General features: G+C 42.2%; 24 protein-coding genes. All 24 read left to right on the forward strand.

Going from position 1 to position 22,825, the window contains the following annotated elements:
- Positions 1-48: 48 nt before the first annotated feature.
- The 24 genes from sdaAB to sucC all read left to right on the forward strand — a co-directional run bounded on the left by sdaAB (position 49) and on the right by sucC (position 22,817).
- On the forward strand, positions 49-711 hold the full coding sequence (gene sdaAB / locus ABG082_RS07705) for an L-serine ammonia-lyase, iron-sulfur-dependent subunit beta (RefSeq protein ID WP_348936730.1): 663 nt from the start codon (positions 49-51) through the stop codon (positions 709-711).
- 20 nt (positions 712-731) lie between these two features.
- Entirely contained in the window at positions 732-1,634 is a 903-nt protein-coding gene (gene sdaAA, locus ABG082_RS07710; protein WP_008354543.1) for an L-serine ammonia-lyase, iron-sulfur-dependent, subunit alpha, read from the forward strand.
- Entirely contained in the window at positions 1,612-3,660 is a 2,049-nt protein-coding gene (gene recG, locus ABG082_RS07715; protein WP_025207322.1) for an ATP-dependent DNA helicase RecG, read from the forward strand. Before sdaAA ends, recG begins: the two co-directional genes overlap by 23 nt.
- A 112-nt stretch (positions 3,661-3,772) precedes the next feature.
- Entirely contained in the window at positions 3,773-4,339 is a 567-nt protein-coding gene (gene fapR, locus ABG082_RS07720) for a transcription factor FapR (RefSeq protein ID WP_017359102.1), read from the forward strand.
- Between the two features lie 15 nt (positions 4,340-4,354).
- Positions 4,355-5,353 carry a phosphate acyltransferase PlsX gene (gene plsX, locus ABG082_RS07725; RefSeq protein WP_348936731.1) on the forward strand — a complete coding sequence of 333 codons (999 nt, stop codon included), beginning with the start codon at positions 4,355-4,357 and terminating at the stop codon, positions 5,351-5,353.
- A gap of 15 nt (positions 5,354-5,368) precedes the next feature.
- A complete protein-coding gene (fabD, locus tag ABG082_RS07730) occupies positions 5,369-6,313 on the forward strand; it encodes an ACP S-malonyltransferase (RefSeq protein ID WP_017367232.1) in 945 nt (314 codons plus the stop codon).
- The gene (gene fabG / locus ABG082_RS07735; RefSeq protein WP_008344855.1) at positions 6,313-7,056 is read left to right on the forward strand and encodes a 3-oxoacyl-[acyl-carrier-protein] reductase; all 744 of its coding nucleotides are present in this window, start codon (positions 6,313-6,315) and stop codon (positions 7,054-7,056) included. Before fabD ends, fabG begins: the two co-directional genes overlap by 1 nt.
- A gap of 81 nt (positions 7,057-7,137) precedes the next feature.
- Positions 7,138-7,371 (forward strand): acyl carrier protein, encoded by a 234-nt coding sequence (acpP, locus tag ABG082_RS07740; RefSeq protein ID WP_008344853.1) that lies wholly within the window; start codon positions 7,138-7,140, stop codon positions 7,369-7,371.
- A 184-nt stretch (positions 7,372-7,555) separates the two neighbouring features.
- Positions 7,556-8,299: a ribonuclease III gene (gene rnc, locus ABG082_RS07745; RefSeq protein WP_017367233.1), complete on the forward strand. Its 744-nt coding sequence runs from the start codon at positions 7,556-7,558 to the stop codon at positions 8,297-8,299.
- Between the two features lie 105 nt (positions 8,300-8,404).
- The gene (gene smc, locus ABG082_RS07750) at positions 8,405-11,965 is read left to right on the forward strand and encodes a chromosome segregation protein SMC (protein ID WP_348936732.1); all 3,561 of its coding nucleotides are present in this window, start codon (positions 8,405-8,407) and stop codon (positions 11,963-11,965) included.
- 21 nt (positions 11,966-11,986) lie between these two features.
- Entirely contained in the window at positions 11,987-12,973 is a 987-nt protein-coding gene (ftsY, locus tag ABG082_RS07755) for a signal recognition particle-docking protein FtsY (protein WP_007499644.1), read from the forward strand.
- Positions 12,974-13,114: 141 nt separating this feature from the next.
- Positions 13,115-13,447, forward strand: a complete 333-nt coding sequence (locus tag ABG082_RS07760) for a putative DNA-binding protein (protein WP_008344844.1) — start codon at positions 13,115-13,117, stop codon at positions 13,445-13,447.
- A 13-nt stretch (positions 13,448-13,460) separates the two neighbouring features.
- The gene (ffh, locus tag ABG082_RS07765; protein WP_008344842.1) at positions 13,461-14,804 is read left to right on the forward strand and encodes a signal recognition particle protein; all 1,344 of its coding nucleotides are present in this window, start codon (positions 13,461-13,463) and stop codon (positions 14,802-14,804) included.
- 105 nt (positions 14,805-14,909) lie between these two features.
- Entirely contained in the window at positions 14,910-15,182 is a 273-nt protein-coding gene (gene rpsP / locus ABG082_RS07770) for a 30S ribosomal protein S16 (RefSeq protein ID WP_003212139.1), read from the forward strand.
- Positions 15,182-15,427, forward strand: coding sequence for a KH domain-containing protein (locus ABG082_RS07775; protein ID WP_348936733.1), 246 nt, complete (start codon positions 15,182-15,184; stop codon positions 15,425-15,427). The genes rpsP and ABG082_RS07775 overlap by 1 nt, the downstream gene beginning before the upstream one ends.
- A gap of 103 nt (positions 15,428-15,530) precedes the next feature.
- Positions 15,531-15,917 carry a YlqD family protein gene (locus ABG082_RS07780; protein ID WP_046526650.1) on the forward strand — a complete coding sequence of 129 codons (387 nt, stop codon included), beginning with the start codon at positions 15,531-15,533 and terminating at the stop codon, positions 15,915-15,917.
- Between the two features lie 8 nt (positions 15,918-15,925).
- The gene (gene rimM / locus ABG082_RS07785; RefSeq protein WP_007499637.1) at positions 15,926-16,450 is read left to right on the forward strand and encodes a ribosome maturation factor RimM; all 525 of its coding nucleotides are present in this window, start codon (positions 15,926-15,928) and stop codon (positions 16,448-16,450) included.
- Entirely contained in the window at positions 16,447-17,181 is a 735-nt protein-coding gene (gene trmD / locus ABG082_RS07790; RefSeq protein WP_007499635.1) for a tRNA (guanosine(37)-N1)-methyltransferase TrmD, read from the forward strand. The genes rimM and trmD overlap by 4 nt, the downstream gene beginning before the upstream one ends.
- A gap of 137 nt (positions 17,182-17,318) precedes the next feature.
- Complete coding sequence (gene rplS, locus ABG082_RS07795; RefSeq protein ID WP_008344834.1) at positions 17,319-17,666, forward strand: 50S ribosomal protein L19; 348 nt, start codon at positions 17,319-17,321, stop codon at positions 17,664-17,666.
- Between the two features lie 90 nt (positions 17,667-17,756).
- Positions 17,757-18,605, forward strand: a complete 849-nt coding sequence (gene ylqF / locus ABG082_RS07800; RefSeq protein WP_007499632.1) for a ribosome biogenesis GTPase YlqF — start codon at positions 17,757-17,759, stop codon at positions 18,603-18,605.
- 76 nt (positions 18,606-18,681) lie between these two features.
- Positions 18,682-19,446: a ribonuclease HII gene (locus tag ABG082_RS07805; protein ID WP_348936734.1), complete on the forward strand. Its 765-nt coding sequence runs from the start codon at positions 18,682-18,684 to the stop codon at positions 19,444-19,446.
- 28 nt (positions 19,447-19,474) lie between these two features.
- Positions 19,475-21,208 (forward strand): glycosyltransferase, encoded by a 1,734-nt coding sequence (locus tag ABG082_RS07810; RefSeq protein WP_348936735.1) that lies wholly within the window; start codon positions 19,475-19,477, stop codon positions 21,206-21,208.
- On the forward strand, positions 21,205-21,480 hold the full coding sequence (locus ABG082_RS07815; protein ID WP_008344827.1) for a FlhB-like flagellar biosynthesis protein: 276 nt from the start codon (positions 21,205-21,207) through the stop codon (positions 21,478-21,480). The genes ABG082_RS07810 and ABG082_RS07815 overlap by 4 nt, the downstream gene beginning before the upstream one ends.
- 176 nt (positions 21,481-21,656) lie before the next feature.
- The gene (gene sucC, locus ABG082_RS07820) at positions 21,657-22,817 is read left to right on the forward strand and encodes an ADP-forming succinate--CoA ligase subunit beta (protein ID WP_008344824.1); all 1,161 of its coding nucleotides are present in this window, start codon (positions 21,657-21,659) and stop codon (positions 22,815-22,817) included.
- The last annotated feature ends 8 nt before the right edge of the window (positions 22,818-22,825 follow it).

The following is a 22,825-nucleotide window of genomic DNA, read 5'->3' on the forward strand; positions in this document are numbered from 1 at the left end:
AAGGGAGTAACAAACCAATCTGTGATTGGTGATGAGAGGGGAAGACCTATGAAATTTAGAAGTGTGTTTGATATTATTGGACCCGTCATGATTGGTCCATCAAGTTCGCACACGGCGGGTGCGGCTCGTATTGGAAGAGTGGCTCGCAGCTTGTTCGGAAGGGAACCGAAACGAATTGTTGTGTCGTTTTATGGCTCTTTTAAAGATACGTATAAAGGACACGGGACAGATGTAGCCATTATCGGCGGTGTTCTTGATTTTGATACATTTGATGAACGAATTAAAACAGCGATTGATATTGCAAAAAGCAAAGAAATCAACATTGAGTTTAAAGAAGAAGATGCGGTACCAGCGCATCCAAATACAGCAAAAGTAGAAATTTCAGATGCGAATGGAAGCCTTGAATTAATCGGGATTTCCATTGGCGGAGGTAAAATTGAAATCACAGAATTAAATGGCTTTGAACTGAGACTCTCAGGGAATCACCCGGCCATTCTTGTGGTTCATAACGACCGTTACGGGACGATTGCAGCAGTTGCCAATGTGTTAGCGAAATTCGCCATCAACATTGGTCATATGGAAGTGGCACGTAAAGAGGTCGGGCAAGAAGCACTCATGACGATTGAAGTGGATCAGAATATTGATCCAGCGGTTTTAACAGAGCTTGAGACGCTGCCAAACATTATTCAAGTCACACAAATTGCAGAGTAACAACAAGGAGGTTATGTATGATGTTTAAAAACGTCAAAGAACTCGTGCAGCTAACAGAAGAACGGAATACCTCCATTTCAGAAATTATGATTACTCAAGAAATGGAAGTGACAGGGAAATCACGTGAAGACATTTTCTCGCAGATGTACCGTAACCTAGAAGTGATGGAACAGGCCGTTGAAAACGGACTGAAAGGTGTGAAATCATTATCTGGTTTAACAGGCGGAGATGCGGTGAAACTTCAAGCATATATCGCATCAGGCAAGACATTGTCTGGTCATACCATTTTAGATGCTGTCAGTAAGGCAGTGGCAACAAATGAAGTAAATGCAGCAATGGGAACGATCTGTGCAACGCCTACAGCTGGCTCAGCAGGTGTTGTGCCAGGTACGCTCTTTGCGGTGAAAGAAACATTAAAGCCCACAAAGGAACAAATGGTCAGATTCCTATTTACATCTGGTGCATTTGGTTTTGTTGTGGCCAATAACGCAAGTATTTCTGGTGCAGCAGGTGGCTGTCAGGCAGAAGTAGGATCTGCATCAGGTATGGCAGCAGCCGCCATTGTAGAAATGGCAGGCGGTACGCCGCAGCAATCCGCTGAAGCCATGGCCATCACCCTAAAAAATATGCTGGGTCTTGTTTGCGATCCAGTCGCAGGACTTGTGGAAGTGCCATGTGTGAAACGAAATGCAATGGGCGCTTCTAATGCGATGATTGCAGCAGATATGGCACTTGCCGGCATTACAAGCCGCATCCCTTGTGATGAAGTCATTGATGCGATGTACAAAATTGGTCAAACGATGCCAACAGCTCTTCGTGAGACCGCACAAGGCGGACTTGCTGCAACACCGACAGCAAGGGAGCTTGAAAAGAAGATTTTCGGAGGTGTGACCTCATCTCGTGATACAGAAACTGCAAGATAATATCTCCGCCTTGAAAGGGATTGGAGAAGAAACAGAAAAAACACTAAATGAACTTGGAATCTACACAGTAGCCGACTTACTCGGCTACTTTCCTTATCGATATGACGACTATGAGCTTCGCAACTTAGAAGAAGTCAGACATGACGAACGTGTCACAGTTGAAGGCAAAGTGCACAGTGAGCCCGTTCTCACCTATTATGGAAAAAAACGAAGCAGGCTGACATTCAGGCTGCTTGTCGGTCGTTTTTTGATTACAGCCATATGCTTCAATCGCCCCTATTTAAAACGAAGTCTTGCTTTAGGCGATACGGTATCCGTCACAGGCAAGTGGGATAAAAACCGGCAATCCATTATGGTGCAGGAATTTAAAAAAGGAACACACGAACAAGATGGCAGCATAGAACCCGTTTATTCGGTCAAAGAAAATGTAACCGTGAAAATGATGAGGCGATTTGTGAAACAAGCGTTGTCCCTCTATGTAGACCATGCAGAAGATCCACTGCCAAAGCAGCTTGTGGCTGCTTATAAACTCATGTCTTATCAAGAAGCACTAAAAACCATTCATCTCCCTGAAACAAGAGACTCACTCAAGCAAGCAAGACGACGATTCGTGTACGAGGAATTTCTCATCTTTCAGCTGAAGATGCAGGCGATCAGAAAAAAAGAACGAGAAAAAACATCAGGCATCCAGCATCCATTCTCAAAAGAGGCGGTCTTTGAGTTTGTACATAGCCTGCCGTTCCCGCTGACAAAAGCACAATCAAGAGTGCTTGATGAAATTATGGCAGATATGGCGTCCCCGTACCGCATGAACCGGCTTCTTCAAGGGGATGTTGGATCGGGGAAAACAGCTGTTGCGGCAATTGCTCTTTATGCCGCTCATTTATCCGGCTTTCAAGGTGCGCTGATGGTGCCAACTGAAATTTTGGCAGAACAGCATGCCGATTCACTGTATCAGCTATTTGAAAAATGGGGGCTAAATATTGCTCTTTTGACGAGTTCAGTGAAAGGAAAGCGCCGCAGAGAACTGCTTGAACGTCTGAAAGAGGGAGATATTGATATTTTAGTCGGCACGCATGCCCTTATCCAGGACGAAGTGGAATTTCAGCAGCTTGGCCTTGTTATTACAGATGAACAGCACAGGTTCGGCGTGGAACAGCGGAAAAAACTGCGAAGCAAAGGGCAGGACCCAGATGTTTTGTTTATGACCGCAACACCGATTCCAAGAACGCTTGCCATCACAGTATTTGGAGAAATGGACGTCTCAGTCATTGATGAGCTGCCAGCCGGCCGAAAGCAGATTGAAACGTATTGGGTGAAGCATGACATGCTTGAGCGGATTCTTGCTTTTGTTGATAAAGAGCTAAGAAAAGGCAGACAAGCGTATATTATTTGTCCACTTATAGAAGAATCAGACAAACTGGATGTCCAAAATGCGATTGATGTTCACAGCATGCTGACAGAGGCGTATCGCGGAAAATGGTCGATCGGCTTAATGCACGGGAAACTCGCCAGTGATGAAAAAGATCAAGTGATGAGAGATTTCACTTCCAATGAAGTGCAAATCCTTGTGTCAACGACAGTTGTTGAAGTTGGAGTCAACGTGCCGAATGCGACCATCATGGTCATTTATGATGCAGACCGCTTTGGACTGTCACAGCTTCATCAGTTAAGAGGCCGGGTCGGACGCGGAGAGCATCAATCTTTTTGTATTTTAATGGCGGACCCTAAATCAGAGACCGGTAAAGAGCGCATGCGGATCATGTCTGAAACAACGGATGGCTTTGAACTGTCTGAAAAGGACTTAGAACTAAGAGGCCCTGGCGACTTCTTTGGCAAGAAACAAAGCGGAATGCCTGAATTTAAAGTGGCAGATATGGTTCATGACTATAGAGCGCTTGAAACCGCTAGAAAAGATGCGGCAGAGCTCGTGCAGTCTGAAGCCTTTTGGACAGACCCTGAATACAAAGAACTTAGGCAAACACTCGTAGACAGCGGTGTGCTTGGCGGAGATAAATTGAGCTGATCAAGTGCTGGAGGAATTTTCTTGTCTTTTTGAAACAAGGATTGATTTATCATCTATGAGATTATATACTACTATTAGTACCTAGTCATAAATGTACGGATGGTGTCTGCATATGAAACTAAATAAAAAAGAACGACAAAAGCTTCTCCAGCAAACGATCAGCTCGACTCCGTTCATTACTGATGAAGAATTGGCAAGTAAATTCGGTGTAAGCATTCAAACAGTTCGACTTGACCGTTTGGAGCTGTCAATCCCTGAATTACGCGAACGAATTAAGCACGTGGCCGAAAAGACATTAGAGGATGAAGTGAAGTCTCTTCCGCTGGATGAAGTCATTGGAGAAATGATTGATGTAGAGCTTGATGATCAAGCGATTTCCATTTTTGAAGTGAGAAAAGAGCATGTATTCAGCCGTAACCAAATTGCCAGGGGACATCATCTTTTTGCCCAGGCAAATTCGCTGGCAGTAGCCGTCATCGACGATGAACTGGCTTTGACAGCAAAAGCAAATATTAAGTTTACAAGGCAGGTCAAACAAGGCGAAAGAGTCGTCTCAAAAGCCAAAGTTGCCTCACATGATAAAGAAAAAGGCAGAACCGTAGTTGAAGTAAACAGCTATGTAGGTGAGGAAGTTGTCTTCTCAGGCGATTTCGTCATGTATCGCTCAAAACAAAAGTAAAAGGTGGCACATAACATGAGAATTGCAGTCGATGCAATGGGGGGAGATCATGCCCCTAAAGCCATTATTGACGGTGTGCAAAAAAGCTTAGAAGCATTTTCAGATATCGAGATTACACTTGTCGGCGATGAAAGCAAGATCAAATCATACATAACAAATCATGAACGCATCACGATCTTAGATGCAAAAGAAGTCATTGAACCAACGGATGAACCAGTGCGTGCAGTGAGACGTAAAAAAGATTCTTCTATGGTGAAAATGGCGCAGGAAGTTTCAGAAGGAAGAGCAGATGCCTGTATTTCAGCTGGAAATACTGGGGCACTCATGACAGCAGGCCTGTTTATCGTAGGCAGAATTGATGGCATTGACAGACCAGCACTTGCTCCGACGTTGCCAACACTTGATGGTAGCGGGTTCTTATTATTGGATGTCGGTGCAAACGTTGATGCAAAGCCAGAGCATCTTGTGCAATATGCCATGATGGGATCTATTTACGCAGAGCATGTCTTCCCGAAGAGCAATCCACGCGTTGGACTTTTAAATGTCGGGACAGAAGATAAAAAAGGCAACGATTTAACGAAAAAAACCTTTGAATTATTAAAAGCATCAGATTTGAATTTCGTAGGAAATGTAGAATCGCGTGACTTATTAGAAGGTGTAGCTGATGTCGTTGTCACAGATGGTTTCACGGGGAATATCGCCCTTAAAACGATCGAAGGCACAGCCCTTTCTGTTTTTAAAATGCTGAAAGAAACCTTAACATCCAGCCTCACAGCTAAAATAGCAGCAGGTATGATGAAGCCAAAATTAATGCAGATGAAATCTAAAATGGATTACTCCGAATATGGTGGTGCCGCATTATTTGGTTTAAAAGCACCCGTTATTAAAGCGCATGGTTCCTCTGATGAAAATGCGATTTTTCATGCCATTCGTCAGGCGCGCGACATCGTTAAAAAAGACGTTTCAGCTATCATTCATCAAGAAGTTCAAAAAGAAGACACGAATGAGTCGTAATGGAGGTAGAGCAGCATGAGTAAAATTGCTTTTTTATTCCCAGGCCAAGGCTCTCAAAAAATTGGCATGGGAAAAGATTTATTTGACCAAGAAGCAGCATCTAAAGCTGTGTTTGAAGAAGCAGATCAGACCCTTGGTTTTGATTTATCTTCAATGATTTTTGAAGGAGATGCAGAAGAACTGACGCTGACATATAATGCACAGCCAGCTCTTTTAACGACAAGCATCGCGATCTTAAAGAAGTTTGAAGAGAGCGGAATCAAAGCAGATTATGCAGCAGGGCACAGTCTGGGTGAATATACAGCCCTTGTTGCAGCGGGAGCTCTTTCGTTTAAAGATGCCGTTTTCGCAGTGAGAAAGCGCGGCGAATTAATGAATGAAGCCGTTCCAGCAGGAGAAGGCGCAATGGCGGCGATTCTTGGCTTAGACCAAGCGGCGCTTGTAGAAGTGACAAAAGAAGTGACAGAAAGCGGTCATCTTGTAGAACTTGCGAACTTAAACTGTCCGGGCCAAATCGTCATCTCTGGTACAGCAAAAGGTGTGGAACTTGCATCAGAGAAAGCGAAAGAAAAGGGCGCAAAACGTGCAATTCCACTTGAAGTGAGTGGACCTTTCCATTCTGCATTAATGAAACCAGCAGCTGAAAAATTCACAGATGTATTATCTAAATTAGACATTTCTGATGCCGCGACGCCAGTGATTTCAAACGTAACAGCAGACATCGTGACATCACGTAATGAAATTGAAACAAAGCTGATTGAACAATTGTATTCTCCTGTTCGATTTGAAGAAAGTGTAGAACGCCTGATTGACTTAGGCGTGACAACATTTATTGAAATTGGTCCTGGTAAAGTGCTCTCAGGTCTTGTGAAAAAAGTCAATCGCCGCCTGACGACCATTTCCGTATCAGATCAAGCAACAATTGAAGCAGCAATTCAAACACTCAAGGGGGATTCTTGATGCTTACAAATAAAACAGCCGTTGTCACAGGTGCATCACGCGGTATTGGCCGTTCGATTGCGATCGATTTGGCGAAAAAAGGTGCCAATGTTGTGGTGAACTATTCAGGCAACGAAGCAAAAGCAAATGAAGTCGTCGATGAGATCAAAGCACTTGGCCAGCAGGCTTTTGCTGTCAAAGCGGATGTGTCAAATGCAGAAGAAGTACAGGCATTAATGAAACAAGCCGTTGATACATTTGGTTCAATCGACATTCTTGTGAATAATGCTGGAATTACAAAGGACAACCTGCTCATGAGAATGAAAGAAAATGAATGGGATGATGTCATTAACATAAACTTAAAAGGTGTCTTCAACTGTACAAAAGCTGTGACACGTCAAATGATGAAACAGCGCAGCGGAAGAATCATCAATGTAGCATCTGTTGTCGGCGTTTGCGGAAACCCTGGACAAGCAAACTATGTTGCAGCAAAAGCTGGTGTGATCGGTTTAACGAAAACAACAGCGAAAGAGCTGGCAAGCCGTCATATTACAGTCAATGCCGTAGCACCAGGCTTTATTTCTACTGATATGACTGACAAGCTTGATGAGAATGTTCAAACAGAAATGCTTAAGCAAATCCCGCTCGCACGCTTTGGTGCGCCTGAAGATATAAGCAACGTTGTTGTCTTTTTAGCTTCAGAAGGAGCAGGTTATATTACAGGCCAAACCATCCAAGTGGATGGCGGAATGGTTATGTCCTAAGAAATATCAAAATTTCGTTACGTTTTCTCTAGTTTTTTAAAAACGAATCAACTATAATACTTTGAGGGGAGGTGAAAGGCAATGGCAGACGTATTAGAGCGTGTATCAAAAATTATTGTAGACCGCCTTGGCGTTGATGAGGCTGACGTGAAAATGGAGGCTTCATTTAAAGAAGATTTAGGCGCTGATTCCCTTGATGTAGTTGAGCTAGTTATGGAACTTGAAGATGAGTTCGATATGGAAATTTCTGACGAAGATGCTGAAAAAATTGCAACAGTCGGTGACGCTGTGAACTACATAAATAACCAGCAATAAGCGTAACAAAGTCCCGTCTATTTTCATGGCGGGACTTTGAAAATTTATGTTAGTTTCAACATATTCAGCTGATCAATTGTCAGCCTTTTTCAGATGCTAAGGAGCACGGTTTCCTTGCATGTAGAAAGAGAGACTCCATATAATCAGTATCCTTAAAGGCGATGACGCCTACCTGGAGGTTGCTATGCCAAAACACTATAAAGACAAACAGAAACAGAGCAAAAAACTAGAGCAATTCAGAGAATTTCAGCAGCGCATTTCTGTACACTTTAAAAATGAAAAACTACTCTATCAAGCCTTTACACATTCCTCTTATGTGAATGAGCATCGGAAAAAACCTTATGAGGATAATGAAAGACTTGAATTTTTAGGGGACGCTGTTTTAGAGTTGACGATTTCACAGTTCTTATTTGCAAAGTACCCAGCCATGAGCGAGGGAGATTTAACAAAACTGAGAGCGGCGATCGTATGTGAGCCATCACTTGTGTCATTAGCACATGAGCTGTCCTTTGGAGACCTTGTTCTTTTAGGAAAAGGGGAAGAAATGACAGGCGGCAGAAAGCGTCCGGCACTCTTAGCAGACGTATTTGAGGCGTTTATCGGAGCGCTTTATTTAGATCAAGGACTTGAGCCTGTTGAACGATTCCTAGAAGCCTATGTGTACCCGAAAATTAATGACGGGGCATTCTCACATGTCATGGACTTTAAAAGCCAGCTTCAAGAATTTGTTCAGCGAGATGGAAAAGGTGTACTTGAATACCGAATCCTGCATGAAAAAGGTCCAGCACATAACCGGGAATTTGAAGCCAATGTATCCCTTAGAGGAGAAGTGCTCGGAATTGGAAATGGCCGTTCAAAAAAAGAAGCGGAACAGCATGCTGCACAGGAAGCACTTGCTAAATTACAGAAACATCATATGAACCAATAAAATCCCCCTCGTGATTCAGGGGGATTTCACTCTGTTTTCCATCATCTTTTTTCAGTTAATATGGTAAGATAATAGTACTTTAAATACATAAGGAGGATCACTCTCATGTTCCTCAAACGTTTAGACGTGATAGGATTTAAATCTTTCGCACAGCGGGTGACTGTAGACTTTGTCAAAGGGGTTACAGCTGTTGTTGGACCAAACGGAAGCGGCAAAAGTAATATTACTGATGCGATCCGCTGGGTACTTGGAGAGCAATCAGCAAAAAGCCTCCGCGGAGGAAAAATGGAAGACATCATTTTTGCAGGAAGTGACTCAAGAAAACGAGTCAACTTAGCAGAAGTGACATTAACGCTCGATAACGAAGATCACTTTTTGCCGATCGATTTTCACGAAGTCAGTGTGACAAGAAGAGTCTATCGTTCTGGAGAAAGTGAATTTCTCATTAACAATCAATCTGTCCGCTTAAAGGATATTATTGATCTTTTCATGGATTCAGGTCTTGGAAAAGAAGCTTTTTCGATCATCAGCCAAGGTAAGGTAGAAGAGATTCTATCGAGTAAAGCTGAAGAAAGACGTAGCATCTTTGAAGAAGCAGCTGGTGTCCTGAAATATAAAACAAGAAAGAAAAAAGCCGAGAATAAACTGTTTGAAACGCAGGACAACTTAAACCGGGTGGAAGATATTCTGCATGAACTAGAAGATCAAGTAGAACCACTAAGAATGCAGGCATCTATCGCAAAAGACTATCTGCAAAAGAAAGAAGAACTTGAAAATGTAGAAATTGCTCTCACCGTCCATGATATTGAAGCACTGCACAAAAAATGGACAACACTTGGTGAAGCTGTCGAGCGGTTCAAACAAGATGAAATGAAGCAGTCCACAGACATTCAAGCGAAGGAAGCCAAAATCGAAGAATCGAGAGACCGTATTCAGGCGCTTGACGATTCGATTCATGACCTCCAAGAAGTCCTCCTTTTCACAAGTGAAGAACTAGAAAAGCTTGAAGGGAAAAAAGAAGTTCTAAAAGAACGGAAAAAAAATGCGGCCGCTAACCAAGGGCAGCTAGAAGACACGCTCGTGCGTTTAACCGAAAAACAGTCGTTGTTAACGGAAAAGATTGAACAGCAGAAAGTCACACGTGACAGCCTGCAAACAGAAGTGCAGCAGCTAAAAGATGAAGTGAAAACAAAACAGCATCAGCTGTCTCTTCATAGTGAAGATGTGGAAGGGCAAATTGAACAGCTGAAAAGCGATTATTTTGACCTATTAAACGAGCAAGCTTCTATCCGAAACGAACGTAAATTACTAGAAGAGCAGCAGCGCCAAGCAGCCTTGCAGCTAGAGCGGTTAACGCAAAATAATCAGAAACATATCGAAGAACGGGTGTCTGTGAAGGAAAAGAAAACAGAAGCCGAGCAGCAACTTTCAGAACGAGAAGAAGACATTTTGGCTCAGGTGAAACGCTTTAGAGAAGCGGAACAAAAGCTAGAGCAGATGAAGCGTCAATACGAGAAAAAAGAAACGGCTCTTTACCAAGCCTATCAATATGTACAGCAGGCAAAATCTAAAAAAGAAATGCTTGAATCGATGCAGGAAGACTTCTCAGGTTTTTTCCAAGGAGTAAAAGAGGTTTTAAAGGCAAAGGACCGGTTAGGCGGTATTCACGGGGCGATTGCAGAGCTGATTCAAACAGAGCAGCAACATGAAACAGCGATTGAAATTGCACTTGGCGCAGCCACGCAGCATGTCGTTACTGAAAATGAAGCGGCTGCCAGACAGGCCATTGGATACTTAAAGCAGCATTCCTTTGGGCGTGCGACCTTCCTGCCGATGAACGTCATTAAAGAACGAACCATTCAGTTTAGAGATATTCAAACAGCTGAGCAGCATGACGCATTTATCGGCGTAGCGAGTCAGCTCGTTTCCTTTGACGAAAAGTATGAAAAAGTCATACAGAATTTGCTTGGAACGGTCCTGATTGTTCAAGACTTAAAAGGTGCCAATGAGCTGGCGAAAATGCTTGGACATCGTTATCGCATCGTGACCCTTGATGGGGACGTGGTGAACCCAGGCGGTTCAATGACTGGGGGCGGCGTAAAGAAAAAGAACAATTCCCTCCTCTCCAGAAACCGAGAGATTGAAACATTAACAAAGCAGCTCGTTGAAATGGAAGAAAAAACAACGATCCTTGAAAAAGAAACAAAAGAAACGAAGCAATCGATTGCCGCAAGCGAAGTCCAATTAAATGAACTGCGTCAGCGCGGCGAAATTCTTCGAGAAAAGCAGCAAGAGTTAAAAGGGACATTATATGAACTGCAAGTAGCGGAAAAAAATATTAACGCTCATCTAGAGCTCTATGATCAAGAAAAAGAAGAGTTGCAGCAGCGCTCTAGCGAACTTGCGAGCAAGGACAAAGAGCAGGCAGCCCTTGAAACATCTATAGGTGAGAAACTGACCTCTCTTGACGAAGAGATCAACACGTTAACAAAACGGAAGCAAACCCAAAGCTCAACGAAAGAAACCATTTCTTCCGAATTAACAGAGCTGAAAATCTCGCTTGCCAAAAAAGAGCAGTCTTTAGCAAATGAACAAGAAAAACTATCGAGCTTAACGGCTGAATTAGAAGAGGCTGAAAAGACGCTGACGGAAACAAAAGAAGATTTGTCCCTCTTAACAAGTGAAATGTCATCCAGCTCAAGCGGCGCCGAACAACTGGAAGAAGCGGCAAAAGAGAAACTGGAACATAAAAACAAAACGACAGCGCTTATCTCAGAGCGACGCAAACAGCGCCTGGCTCTTTCTGAAACATTAGAATTCGCAGAACGTGAACTGAAAGAGCAAAAACGCCTGTATAAACAGCTCACGACAAGCTTAAAAGATGAAGAAATCAAGCTTGGCCGCATGGAAGTTGAACTTGATAACCTCATCGCCTATTTAAATGAAGAGTATGCCCTTTCGTTTGAAGGAGCAAAAGAAATGTATCATCTGACGCTATCGCCGGATGAAGCAAGAAAACGCGTGAAATTGATCAAACTAGCCATTGAAGAGCTTGGAACAGTGAACTTAGGCAGCATTGACGAGTATGAACGTGTGAATGAACGTTATCTCTTCTTAACAGAACAGCGCAATGATCTGACAGAAGCGAAAAATACGTTATTCCAAGTCATTGAAGAAATGGATCAAGAGATGACGAAACGTTTCTCTGAGACATTCTCTCAAATCCGCGGGCATTTTGAATCTGTTTTCCAAGCATTATTTGGCGGAGGAAGAGCAGACCTTAAGCTCACAGATCCAAACGATTTACTAAACTCAGGCGTCGATATTGTGGCGCAGCCGCCGGGGAAAAAGCTGCAAAATCTAAGCCTGCTTTCAGGCGGAGAAAGAGCATTAACAGCCATCGCCTTATTATTCTCGATCTTAAAAGTGAGACCAGTTCCATTCTGTGTGCTAGATGAGGTAGAAGCGGCACTTGATGAAGCGAATGTGTTCCGCTTTGCCCAGTATTTAAAGAAATACAGCCAAGAAACACAGTTCATTGTGATTACACACCGAAAAGGAACCATGGAAGAAGCAGATGTTCTGTACGGTGTCACGATGCAGGAATCGGGTGTCTCAAAACTGGTATCTGTCAAACTAGAGGAAACGAAAGAGCTTGTCCAGTAATTAAAGGAGGTTTTTGAACCCATGAGCTTTTTTAAGAAATTAAAAGAAAAATTTACGCAGCAAACCGATTCAGTATCAGAAAAGTTTAAAGATGGACTTGAAAAAACGAGAAATTCGTTTCAAGGAAAAGTAAATGAACTCATTTCTCGCTATCGTAAAGTGGATGAAGACTTTTTTGAAGAACTAGAAGAAGTGTTAATCGGTGCGGATGTTGGTTTCACGACTGTGATGGAACTGATTGATGAGCTGAAAAAAGAAGTGAAATTAAGAAACATTCAAGACCCAAGTGAAGTACAAGCAGTCATCTCTGAAAAACTCGTAGAGATTTACAATAGCGGTGAGGAACAAATCTCTGAACTGAACATTGAAGACGGCCGTTTAAATATTATTTTATTTGTAGGCGTGAACGGTGTCGGTAAAACCACAACCATTGGTAAGCTGGCAAACAAGCTAAAAAATGAAGGGAAATCCGTCATTTTAGCAGCAGGTGATACGTTCCGTGCGGGGGCGATTGAGCAGCTTGAAGTATGGGGCGAGCGCTCTGGTGTTCCTGTCGTTAAACAAACAGCAGGCTCTGACCCGGCAGCGGTCATCTATGATGCCGTTCAATCAGCTAAAGCCAAAAAAGCAGATGTCCTGATCTGTGATACAGCAGGCAGACTGCAAAACAAAGTCAACTTGATGAAAGAGCTAGAGAAGGTCAAGAGAGTCATTGAACGCGAAGTGCCCGATGCACCGCACGAAGTACTGCTTGCCCTTGATGCGACAACGGGTCAAAATGCGATGGCGCAAGCGAAGGAATTTTCTAAAGCAACAAACGTGACAGGTATTGCTTTAACAAAGCTTGACGGTACTGCAAAAGGCGGGATTGTTCTTGCCATTCGCAATGAGCTCAACATCCCTGTAAAACTTGTCGGACTAGGTGAAAAAGTAGACGATCTGCAAGAGTTCGATGCTGAATCGTATGTGTACGGATTATTCTCAGACATCATTGATCAAGAAGACTAATCAAGATGCCGGCAAAATTGCCGGCATTTTTATTTATATGTCGCCGCAGGAAGTGACAAGATAAAAACTTGACACATAGATCAGAACCGTGTAAACTTAGTTGTTGTAAAGGGAATGAACTTAACAAAGGGGAGAGAGCCCATGACGCTTGAAAAGACAACGAGAATGAACTACTTGTTTGATTTCTATCAATCGTTGTTGACCGCAAAACAAAAGAGCTACATGTCGCTTTACTACCTAGACGATTTTTCCCTCGGTGAAATTGCGGATGAATATGAAGTATCAAGACAGGCTGTTTATGATAATATTAAACGGACTGAAGCGATGCTTGAACAATATGAAGAAAAGCTGCTCTTGTTTAAGAAATTTAAAGAGCGTAAAGAACTTCTCACAAAAATGAGAGAGCTTGTAGCAGATTCCGCGCAAAAGGAAGAAGCAGAAGCTTTAATTGAATCGCTTGAGAAATTAGATTAGGAGGCGGCACAGTATGGCATTTGAAGGATTAGCCGACCGACTGCAGCAGACGATTTCAAAAATCCGCGGCAAAGGAAAAGTGTCAGAGCAAGATGTAAAAGAAATGATGCGCGAGGTACGCCTTGCCCTTCTTGAAGCTGACGTCAATTTTAAAGTAGTCAAAGACTTTGTGAAAAAAGTAAGCGAGCGGGCAGTTGGACAAGAGGTCATGCAAAGTCTTACCCCAGGACAACAGGTCATTAAAGTTGTAAAAGAAGAACTCACTGAATTAATGGGCGGGGAAGAGAGTAAAATCGCTGTAGCGAAAAAATCTCCAACTGTCATTATGATGGTTGGTCTTCAAGGGGCAGGTAAAACGACCACAACTGGAAAGCTTGCCAACTTACTTCGCAAAAAACATAATCGCAAGCCGATGATGGTGGCTGCTGATATTTACAGACCAGCAGCGATCCAGCAGCTTCAAACGCTTGGGAAACAGCTTGATATGCCCGTATTCTCATTAGGTGATCAAGTTAGTCCTGTCGAAATTGCCAAACAGGCAATTGAAAAAGCGAAAGAAGAACATCATGATTATGTCATTTTAGATACAGCAGGACGTCTTCATATTGATGAAGACTTAATGGATGAACTTCAGAAAGTAAAAGAAGTCGCAAATCCAGAAGAGATTTTCCTCGTTGTTGACTCGATGACTGGTCAAGATGCTGTCAATGTCGCAAAAAGCTTTAATGAACAGCTTGGTTTAACAGGTGTCGTTCTGACAAAACTAGACGGTGATACACGAGGCGGGGCAGCACTTTCAATTCGTGCAGTCACAAATACGCCGATTAAATTCGCCGCACTAGGTGAAAAGCTTGATGCAATTGAACCATTCCATCCAGAGCGGATGGCATCGAGAATTCTTGGCATGGGAGATGTGCTCACGCTTATTGAAAAAGCACAAGCAAACGTTGACCAAGATAAAGCGAAAGAGCTTGAACAAAAAATGCGGACAATGAGCTTCACGCTCGATGATTTCCTCGAGCAGCTTGGGCAGGTTCGCAACATGGGTCCACTTGATGAACTGATCCAAATGATGCCGGGAGCCGGTAAAATGAAAGGGCTCAAAAACGTCCAAGTAGACGAAAAGCAGCTCAATCACATCGAAGCGATCATTAAATCAATGACGACCGAAGAAAAAGAACAGCCAGAGGTCATCAATGCAAGCCGCAGAAAACGGATTGCAAAAGGAAGCGGAACATCTGTACAGGAAGTCAATCGCCTTTTAAAACAATTTGACGAAATGAAAAAGATGATGAAGCAAATGACCAACATGTCCAAAGGAAAGAAAAAAGGCGGCTTTAAATTACCATTTATGTAATTGGTTATACATGATAAAACCGTTGTTAAGAAAAAACACTTTACAAACCCTTTTATCATTGTTAATATACTATCTTGTTGAAATATTTTCGGAGGTGCTAGTAAAATGGCAGTAAAAATTCGTTTAAAACGTATGGGATCAAAAAGATCTCCTTTCTATCGTATTGTTGTAGCAGATTCTCGTTCACCACGTGACGGTCGTTTCATCGAAACAGTTGGAACATACAATCCAGTGTTATCACCAGCTGAGGTGAAAATCAACGAAGAATTAGCGCTTAAATGGCTTCAAAATGGTGCGAAACCATCTGATACAGTTCGTAACCTTTTCTCAAGCCAAGGAATTCTTGAAAAATTTCATAATGCGAAAAACAGCAAATAATGAATGAGCTGTCCTTGGAAGAATTGATTGTGTCCATCGTCGAGCCACTTGTTGATTTCCCTGAAGATATTCTCGTATCTTCATTAGAAAAAGATGAGCAGGTCATTTACACACTGTCTGTCAATGCTGAAGATACCGGAAAAGTGATCGGAAAGCAGGGACGTACAGCTAAAGCGATACGAACAGTCATGTTTGCAGCAAGTGCAGAGTCTTCTAAGAAAGTTCAACTTGAGATTGCTGACTAAAAAGGGAGAGGGCTTAGGACCTCCCCTTTTTTTACACGTTTAAATCTATTTTTCGTTATACTGTAGAGGACAAATGCCTTCGGATAGGGGGACAAAAAGGAAGATGCAGATCATTCAACATGTCACCGTTATGCAAGTATTAACTGAAAGCAGTAAGGACAAACTGTTAACGACTTTTTTGGAGAAAAAAGAAAGACTAGAACGTGAGTGCAATCAACTATATTTTCAACTAAAAAAGCATGAAAAAGAACCGCATCAGCAAGAAGCCATCCCTCAATTTCAAAAAGCCATTGAAAAAAGACAAGAGAAAATGAGGCAAATTGATTTTCAAGTCGAGCAGCTGCATATCTTGCCTCTTGGCAGTGAAATGAAAGAAACAGAAGTGGATGCGCTGGTTGAAGTAAAAATAGGTGATAAATGGGATGACAAAATGCAAGACAATGTCATCGTCGTGAAAGACGGCACCATTGTGGAAATACGTCAGGGGTGATTGAGAACATGGAGCTAGAATGGTTGAATGTCGGAAAGATCGTCAATACACATGGAGTGCGCGGAGAAGTACGTGTTGTGTCAAAGACTGATTTCCCAGAAGAACGCTACAAAAAAGGCAGCGTCCTTTATATTTTCAAACAAAATCAAAAAGAACCGCTAAAAGTGACTGTCGCATCACATAGACAGCACAAACAATTTGATTTACTGACATTTGAAGAAGTCGGCTCGTTAAATGAAGCTGAGCAATTAAAAGAGTCGATTTTAAAAGTAGAAAAAGAACATCTTGGTTCATTAGATGAAGGGGAATTCTATTTCCACGAAATCATCGGCTGTGAAGTATATGATGAAGAGGACAAACTGATTGGTCAAATCAAAGAAATTTTAACGCCAGGGGCAAATGATGTATGGGTGGTTGGAAGAAAAGGCAAAAAAGATGCCCTCATCCCTTATATTCCATCTGTCGTCAAAACAGTTGATATTTCATCCAAGAAAGTACACATTGAAGTGATGGAAGGACTCATTGACGAATGAAAATTGACTTTTTAACACTGTTTCCTGAAATGTTCGAAGGAGTGCTTCACTCATCGATCTTAAAAAAAGCTCAGGAAAAAGATGCGGTCTCATTTGATGTCGTGAATTTTAGGGAGTATTCCGATCATAAACATAAAACAGTGGATGACTATCCGTATGGCGGCGGTGCTGGCATGGTTCTGAAAGCACAGCCTGTATTTGATGCGGTAGAAGATTTAACGAAAAAAGCAAACAAGAAGCCCCGCATTATTCTTGTCTGTCCTCAAGGAGAAAGATATACACAAAAGAAAGCAGAAGAGCTTGCAAAAGAAGAGCATCTTATGTTCATTTGCGGCCACTATGAAGGCTACGATGAGCGCATCAGGGAGCATCTTGTCACAGATGAAATCTCAATCGGAGATTTCGTTCTCACAGGCGGAGAGCTGCCGGCGATGATGATTGCAGACAGTGTGGTCAGGCTTTTGCCTCATGTGCTTGGAAAAGAAGCGTCTCATATCGAAGATTCATTTAGTACAGGTCTGCTTGAGCATCCGCACTATACAAGACCAGCTGATTATAAAGGATTGAAAGTACCAGATGTGCTTCTCTCTGGAAATCATGCCAAAATTGAAGAGTGGCGGCGTAAAGAATCGTTGAAGCGAACCTATACAAGACGGCCAGATTTGATCGATTCTTGCAAAACATTAACGGATGAAGAAAAAAGATGGCTTTGGCAGCTTCATAATGACTAGATTGTATTGCACAAGGTATACAGGTGTGGTATGATACTACTTGTGACTTGGACGGCTTGCCGATTCAAGTTTGAAAACGATGTTCCGCTGCAATGAAGAAAGAGGACATGAGCATCTGTTGGAAGGAGTTGAAAACGATGCAACAATTGATTGAAGAAATCACAAAAGAACAATTACGCACTGATCTTCCTGCGTTCCGTCCTGGTGACACTTTACGTGTACACGTGAAAGTTGTCGAGGGTACTCGTGAGCGTATCCAGATCTTTGAAGGTGTTGTAATTAAGCGTCGTGGTGGTGGAATCAGCGAAACTTTCACAGTTCGTAAGATCTCTTACGGTGTAGGCGTTGAGCGTACATTCCCTGTACACACACCAAAAATCGCTAAGATCGAAGTTGTACGTCACGGTAAGGTACGTCGTGCGAAACTTTACTACCTACGTGAACTTCGCGGTAAAGCGGCTCGTATCAAAGAAATCAGACGATAATGATATCAAAAGAAAGAGCTTGTTACCTGTAACAGGCTCTTTTTTTGTACAATGTATAGAGACAACCGTTAGAAGAGAGAAGGTGCACATATGACAATTCAATGGTTTCCAGGCCATATGGCAAAAGCAAGACGGGAAGTCACAGAAAAATTAAAGCTCATCGACATCGTATTTGAATTAACCGATGCAAGAATTCCGATGTCCTCTAGAAACCCAATGATTGAAGAAATCCTCCAAAACAAACCGAAAATTATGCTTTTGAACAAAGCAGATAAAGCAGATCCTCGTATGACAAAAGAGTGGCAGGCACACTTTGAAGCGCAAGGTGTACGGTCACTTGCCATTAATTCTGTCGATGGACAAGGGTTAAATCAAATCATTACGACATCAAAAGAAATCTTAAAAGAAAAGTTCGATCGAATGAAAGCAAAAGGTGTTAAGCCGCGTGCCATTCGAGCTTTGATTATCGGAATTCCCAATGTCGGCAAATCAACGCTGATCAATCGGTTGGCAAAGAAAAATATTGCGAAAACAGGAGATCGACCTGGTATTACGACGTCACAACAATGGGTGAAGGTCGGAAAAGAACTTGAACTGCTCGATACCCCCGGAATTCTCTGGCCGAAATTTGAAGATGAACAAGTAGGTCTTAGGCTGGCCGTCACTGGAGCGATTAAAGACTCAATCATCAACTTGCAGGATGTCGCAGTGTATGCGCTCCGCTTTTTAGAAGAGCACTATCCAGAGCGGTTAAAAAAACGCTATGATTTAGCAGAAATACCTGAAGATACAGTTGAGCTGTTTGATGCCATTGGCACAAAACGCGGCTGTCTGATGAGTGGAGGATTCATTAATTACGACAAAACGACCGAAATCATTATTCGGGATATTCGAACGGAAAAATTTGGTCCCCTCACTTTTGAGAAGCCTGAAAGCTAAAAGACACGCAGCTCATGCGGGTCTTTATTTTTTGCGAAAAACTGCCGATATAAAGAAGGAGGCTGCGGAAAAGCCAATGTACACGGTCAAACAAATAAAAGAATTAATAGAACAACATGCTGACGACGAGTCATACATTCGTGAACTATTGAAAGATGATACAAGAAAAAGTGTCCAGAAACTGATGGACAAATGGAACAAAGAGAGAGAAAAACAGCAAGAACTGCATGCAGCATGGAAGCAAATGCTGCAATTTGAAACCAAAGCAAGAGCGCAAGGATACAATTGTATTGCAGGCATAGATGAAGCAGGAAGAGGACCACTGGCTGGCCCAGTTGTTGCGGCAGCTGTGATATTAAAAGAGGATACCGTCCTACTCGGTTTAAATGATTCAAAACAGCTATCTGAGAAAAAAAGAATGACCTATTATGAGCTCATTCAAAAGGAAGCACTCGACATCGGCATCGGCATTGTTGATGCGGCAACGATTGACGAAATAAATATATACGAAGCATCAAGACTGGCGATGGTGAAGGCTGTAAAGCAGCTCACTCACACACCTGATTATCTACTCATAGATGCGATGACGCTCCCGCTTCCTACTCAACAGGAGAATATCATCAAAGGAGATGCTAAAAGCGCATCCATCGCAGCTGGTGCATGTATTGCCAAAGTGACAAGGGACAAAATGATGGAAGAGTATGGACGCCAGTACCCTGAGTATCAATTTGAAAAACATAAAGGGTATGGAACGAAAGAGCACCTGGCTGCCATTCAAACACATGGCGCCACACCTATCCACCGGTTATCATTTGCACCAGTGAAATCTGTTATTTCATAAATATTTTGACACAAGGAGGCTGCCTGTGATGACAAGAGTTGAAGATATACATACTGCACTGAATAGTCGGCTGAATACGGCAGAATCTGTTCCGCTTAACACGGAAGGAAAGGAAAATATTCACCGGCTCATTCTCGGCAAAGTACTGAAAATGCTTGGTGATGATACAGCACTTGTTCAAATAGGTTCGACCAAAATCAAAGCGCAGCTAGCGGCTCAGCTAAAAGCCGATTCTTTCTACTGGTTCCAATTAGAACAAGAAGGTGGAGGCAGTCTGAGTAAATTAAGACCTGTTCAGCAATTTGACCAAGATCCTAAAACATTAAAGGATGCTGCAGCTAAACTACTAGAAGGTCTGTCGCTTAAAAATGGACTTGAACAAATGTTAACAGCTACAGCCTTTTTAAAAGAAAAACCGGTCATCAACGAAGCAGAGTTAAAAACGGCAGTAAAATGGATTGAACAACTTCAAGGCGCGGATATCAAAAAAGGCCTGCAAGCACTTCTTTTTGCTTTAAAGAAAGATTTGCCGATTCAACAAGGAGTGCTCCAATCAATATTAGCGATGAAATCCCCCTCTGCACTTCATCAGGATGTGACAGCACTGCTAGATCGATTAACACAGCTTCCGAAGCAATCAGAAGCCACACAGGCTCTTACACAGGCCGTTCGTACGGTTGTAAATGCTGAGACAACTGTTCATGCAGAAAAGCTCTTATCGGTGCTTCTAGGAGCAAAAGAAGGTCAAACGAAGCAAGGAGAAAGCTTGCAGCAGGTGAAGCCTCATGTCAATCCGGCTCAGCAAACAGAGCAGAGCCAGCCCGCCGCTATACAAGGGCGACAGGTGGATACAGTGAATCAGAACAGCGTGCAGCAATTATTAAGTCCAAAACAGCTCCCGCTTCAGCAAATAGAACGCCTTCTGACAAGCATCACAAAGCAAGGCACAGACGGACAGCAGCAGCTTGATGTAAAACAACTCACATCACTGGTTCAAGCAGTCCAGCAGGCAGGACCACAGGCTGACGCAAAGGCAGCCGTGCTTCAAAAAGAATTTCCATTTCTTTCGAAAACAGAGGCGAACGCATTGGTAAAGGTCATTCAGCAGACTGAACCAGCATTAAGCAATAAAACCGATGTACTCGATTTACTGATGACGATGAAAAAAGCGATAGGTGTACGAGATGAAATTGGGATGCTGAAATTACTGGAAAAGGGCAGCCAAGATGTCAAAAGCCAAGAGCTTCACCAATTAAAGATGGTTTTAAATGATGCAAGGCAAGCTGATGTTCCGGAACCCGTAAAAAAAGAAATGGATCAATTATTCCATAGATTAAATGGGCAGTTACTAGTGCATCAGGAAAACCAAACAGTTAGTCAAATGATGGTGTCTTACCCTCTTTTCTCAAAACATAGTGTTCAAGATTTAACCTTTATTCTAAAAGGGCATAAGAAAAAAGATGGCTCTATTGATATTTCTCAGTGCCGTTTAATGTTTTATTTAAACATGGAAAACTTAGAAGAAACGTTAATAGACTGTACGATTCAGCAAAAAGTGATGTCAATTACAGTCGAGACGGCTCACGAACTTCAAGGGACCATTAATCCAATGATTCCAGCTGTTCGAGAGAATTTAAATGCCCTAGGGTATAGTTTAACGGGGATTACAGCGAAAAAGAGAGAAGAGCCAATTGATCCGTCTCACTTTCTAGATGAACACTTTCATAAAATCAGCGAGAAAGGGCTGGACTTACGAGTATGAAAGATTCAAAACCGCTTAGAAGAGCGGTCGCTCTACACTATGATGAAGAAAAACAAAAAGCGCCAAAAGTCGTTGCAACAGGCAGCGGCTATGTGGCTGATCATATTATTGAAGAAGCTCAAAAAGCTGGCGTCCCTATCCAAGAAGACCGTAATTTAGTAGAACTGATGCGCCACTTAACGCTCGATGAGGAAATCCCAGAAGCGTTATACGATACTGTAGCAGAAATATTTTCATTTATCTATCGATTGGATCAAAAAATGAAAAAATAAGGTAAAATAAGTGTTTTGACTGAAAAATTTATATTTTTAATAAAATAAAAGTTTGAATGTTTAGAAGGATTTTACGATTTTACATAGAACCCTAGACATTCTCTTTTTTATTCTTTAAAATGAAAGCGCAGTCTATTTTATAATTTTTGTTTCTACATATGTTGGGAGGATGGGAAATGAATATCCATGAGTACCAAGGAAAAGAAATCCTAAGAAAATATGGGGTTTCAGTTCCAAATGGTAAAGTAGCATTTACACCTGATGAAGCAGTGAAAGCATCAGAAGAGCTAGGAAGCTCTGTATATGTCGTAAAAGCACAGATTCATGCAGGCGGCCGTGGTAAAGCAGGTGGGGTAAAAATTGCAAAAACAAAAGATGAAGTGAAAGGGTTTGCAGAGGAATTGCTCGGCAAGACACTTGTCACACATCAAACAGGGCCTGAAGGGCGCGAAATAAAACGCTTACTTATTGAAGAGGGCTGCGATATTCAAAAAGAATACTATGTAGGACTCGTTTTGGATAGAGCAACATCAAGAATTGTTTTGATGGCTTCTGAAGAAGGCGGTACTGAAATTGAAGAAGTAGCAGAAAAAACGCCAGAAAAAATCGTGAAAGTGGTCATCGACCCAGCGATTGGTCTCCAAGCCTATCAGGCGAGAGAAGTTGCGTTTAAAATTAATATTCCAACAAAATTAGTTGGTCAAGCTGTTAAGTTTATGACAAGCCTTTACAATGCGTTTATTGAAAAGGATTGTTCAATTGCCGAGATAAATCCTCTTGTTGTAACAGGTGATGGAAAAGTCATGGCACTTGATGCAAAATTAAACTTTGATAGCAATGCCTTATATAGACAAAAAGATATATTAGAATACCGTGACCTTGATGAAGAAGATCCAAAAGAGATTGAAGCATCTAAATATGACCTAAGCTACATTTCTCTAGATGGGAATATTGGCTGTATGGTGAATGGAGCAGGCCTTGCGATGTCTACAATGGATATCATCAAGCATTACGGCGGGGACCCTGCAAACTTCCTTGATGTTGGCGGCGGTGCAACTGCTGAAAAAGTAACGGAAGCATTTAAAATCATCTTATCTGATCAAAATGTCAAGGGGATTTTCGTGAACATTTTTGGCGGCATCATGAAATGTGATGTCATCGCAGAAGGTGTTGTTGAAGCGACGAAACAAGTCGGCTTAACATTACCACTCGTTGTACGTCTTGAAGGAACAAACGTTGAATTAGGGAAGAAAATCCTGAGTGATTCAGGCTTAAATATCACTTCTGCTGAGTCTATGGCTGACGGGGCAGAAAAGATTGTATCTTTAGTCAAGTAGAGCAGAAA

The organism is Bacillus sp. BS1807G30, from assembly GCF_040047675.1.
GTDB lineage: Bacteria > Bacillota > Bacilli > Bacillales > Bacillaceae > Bacillus > Bacillus altitudinis.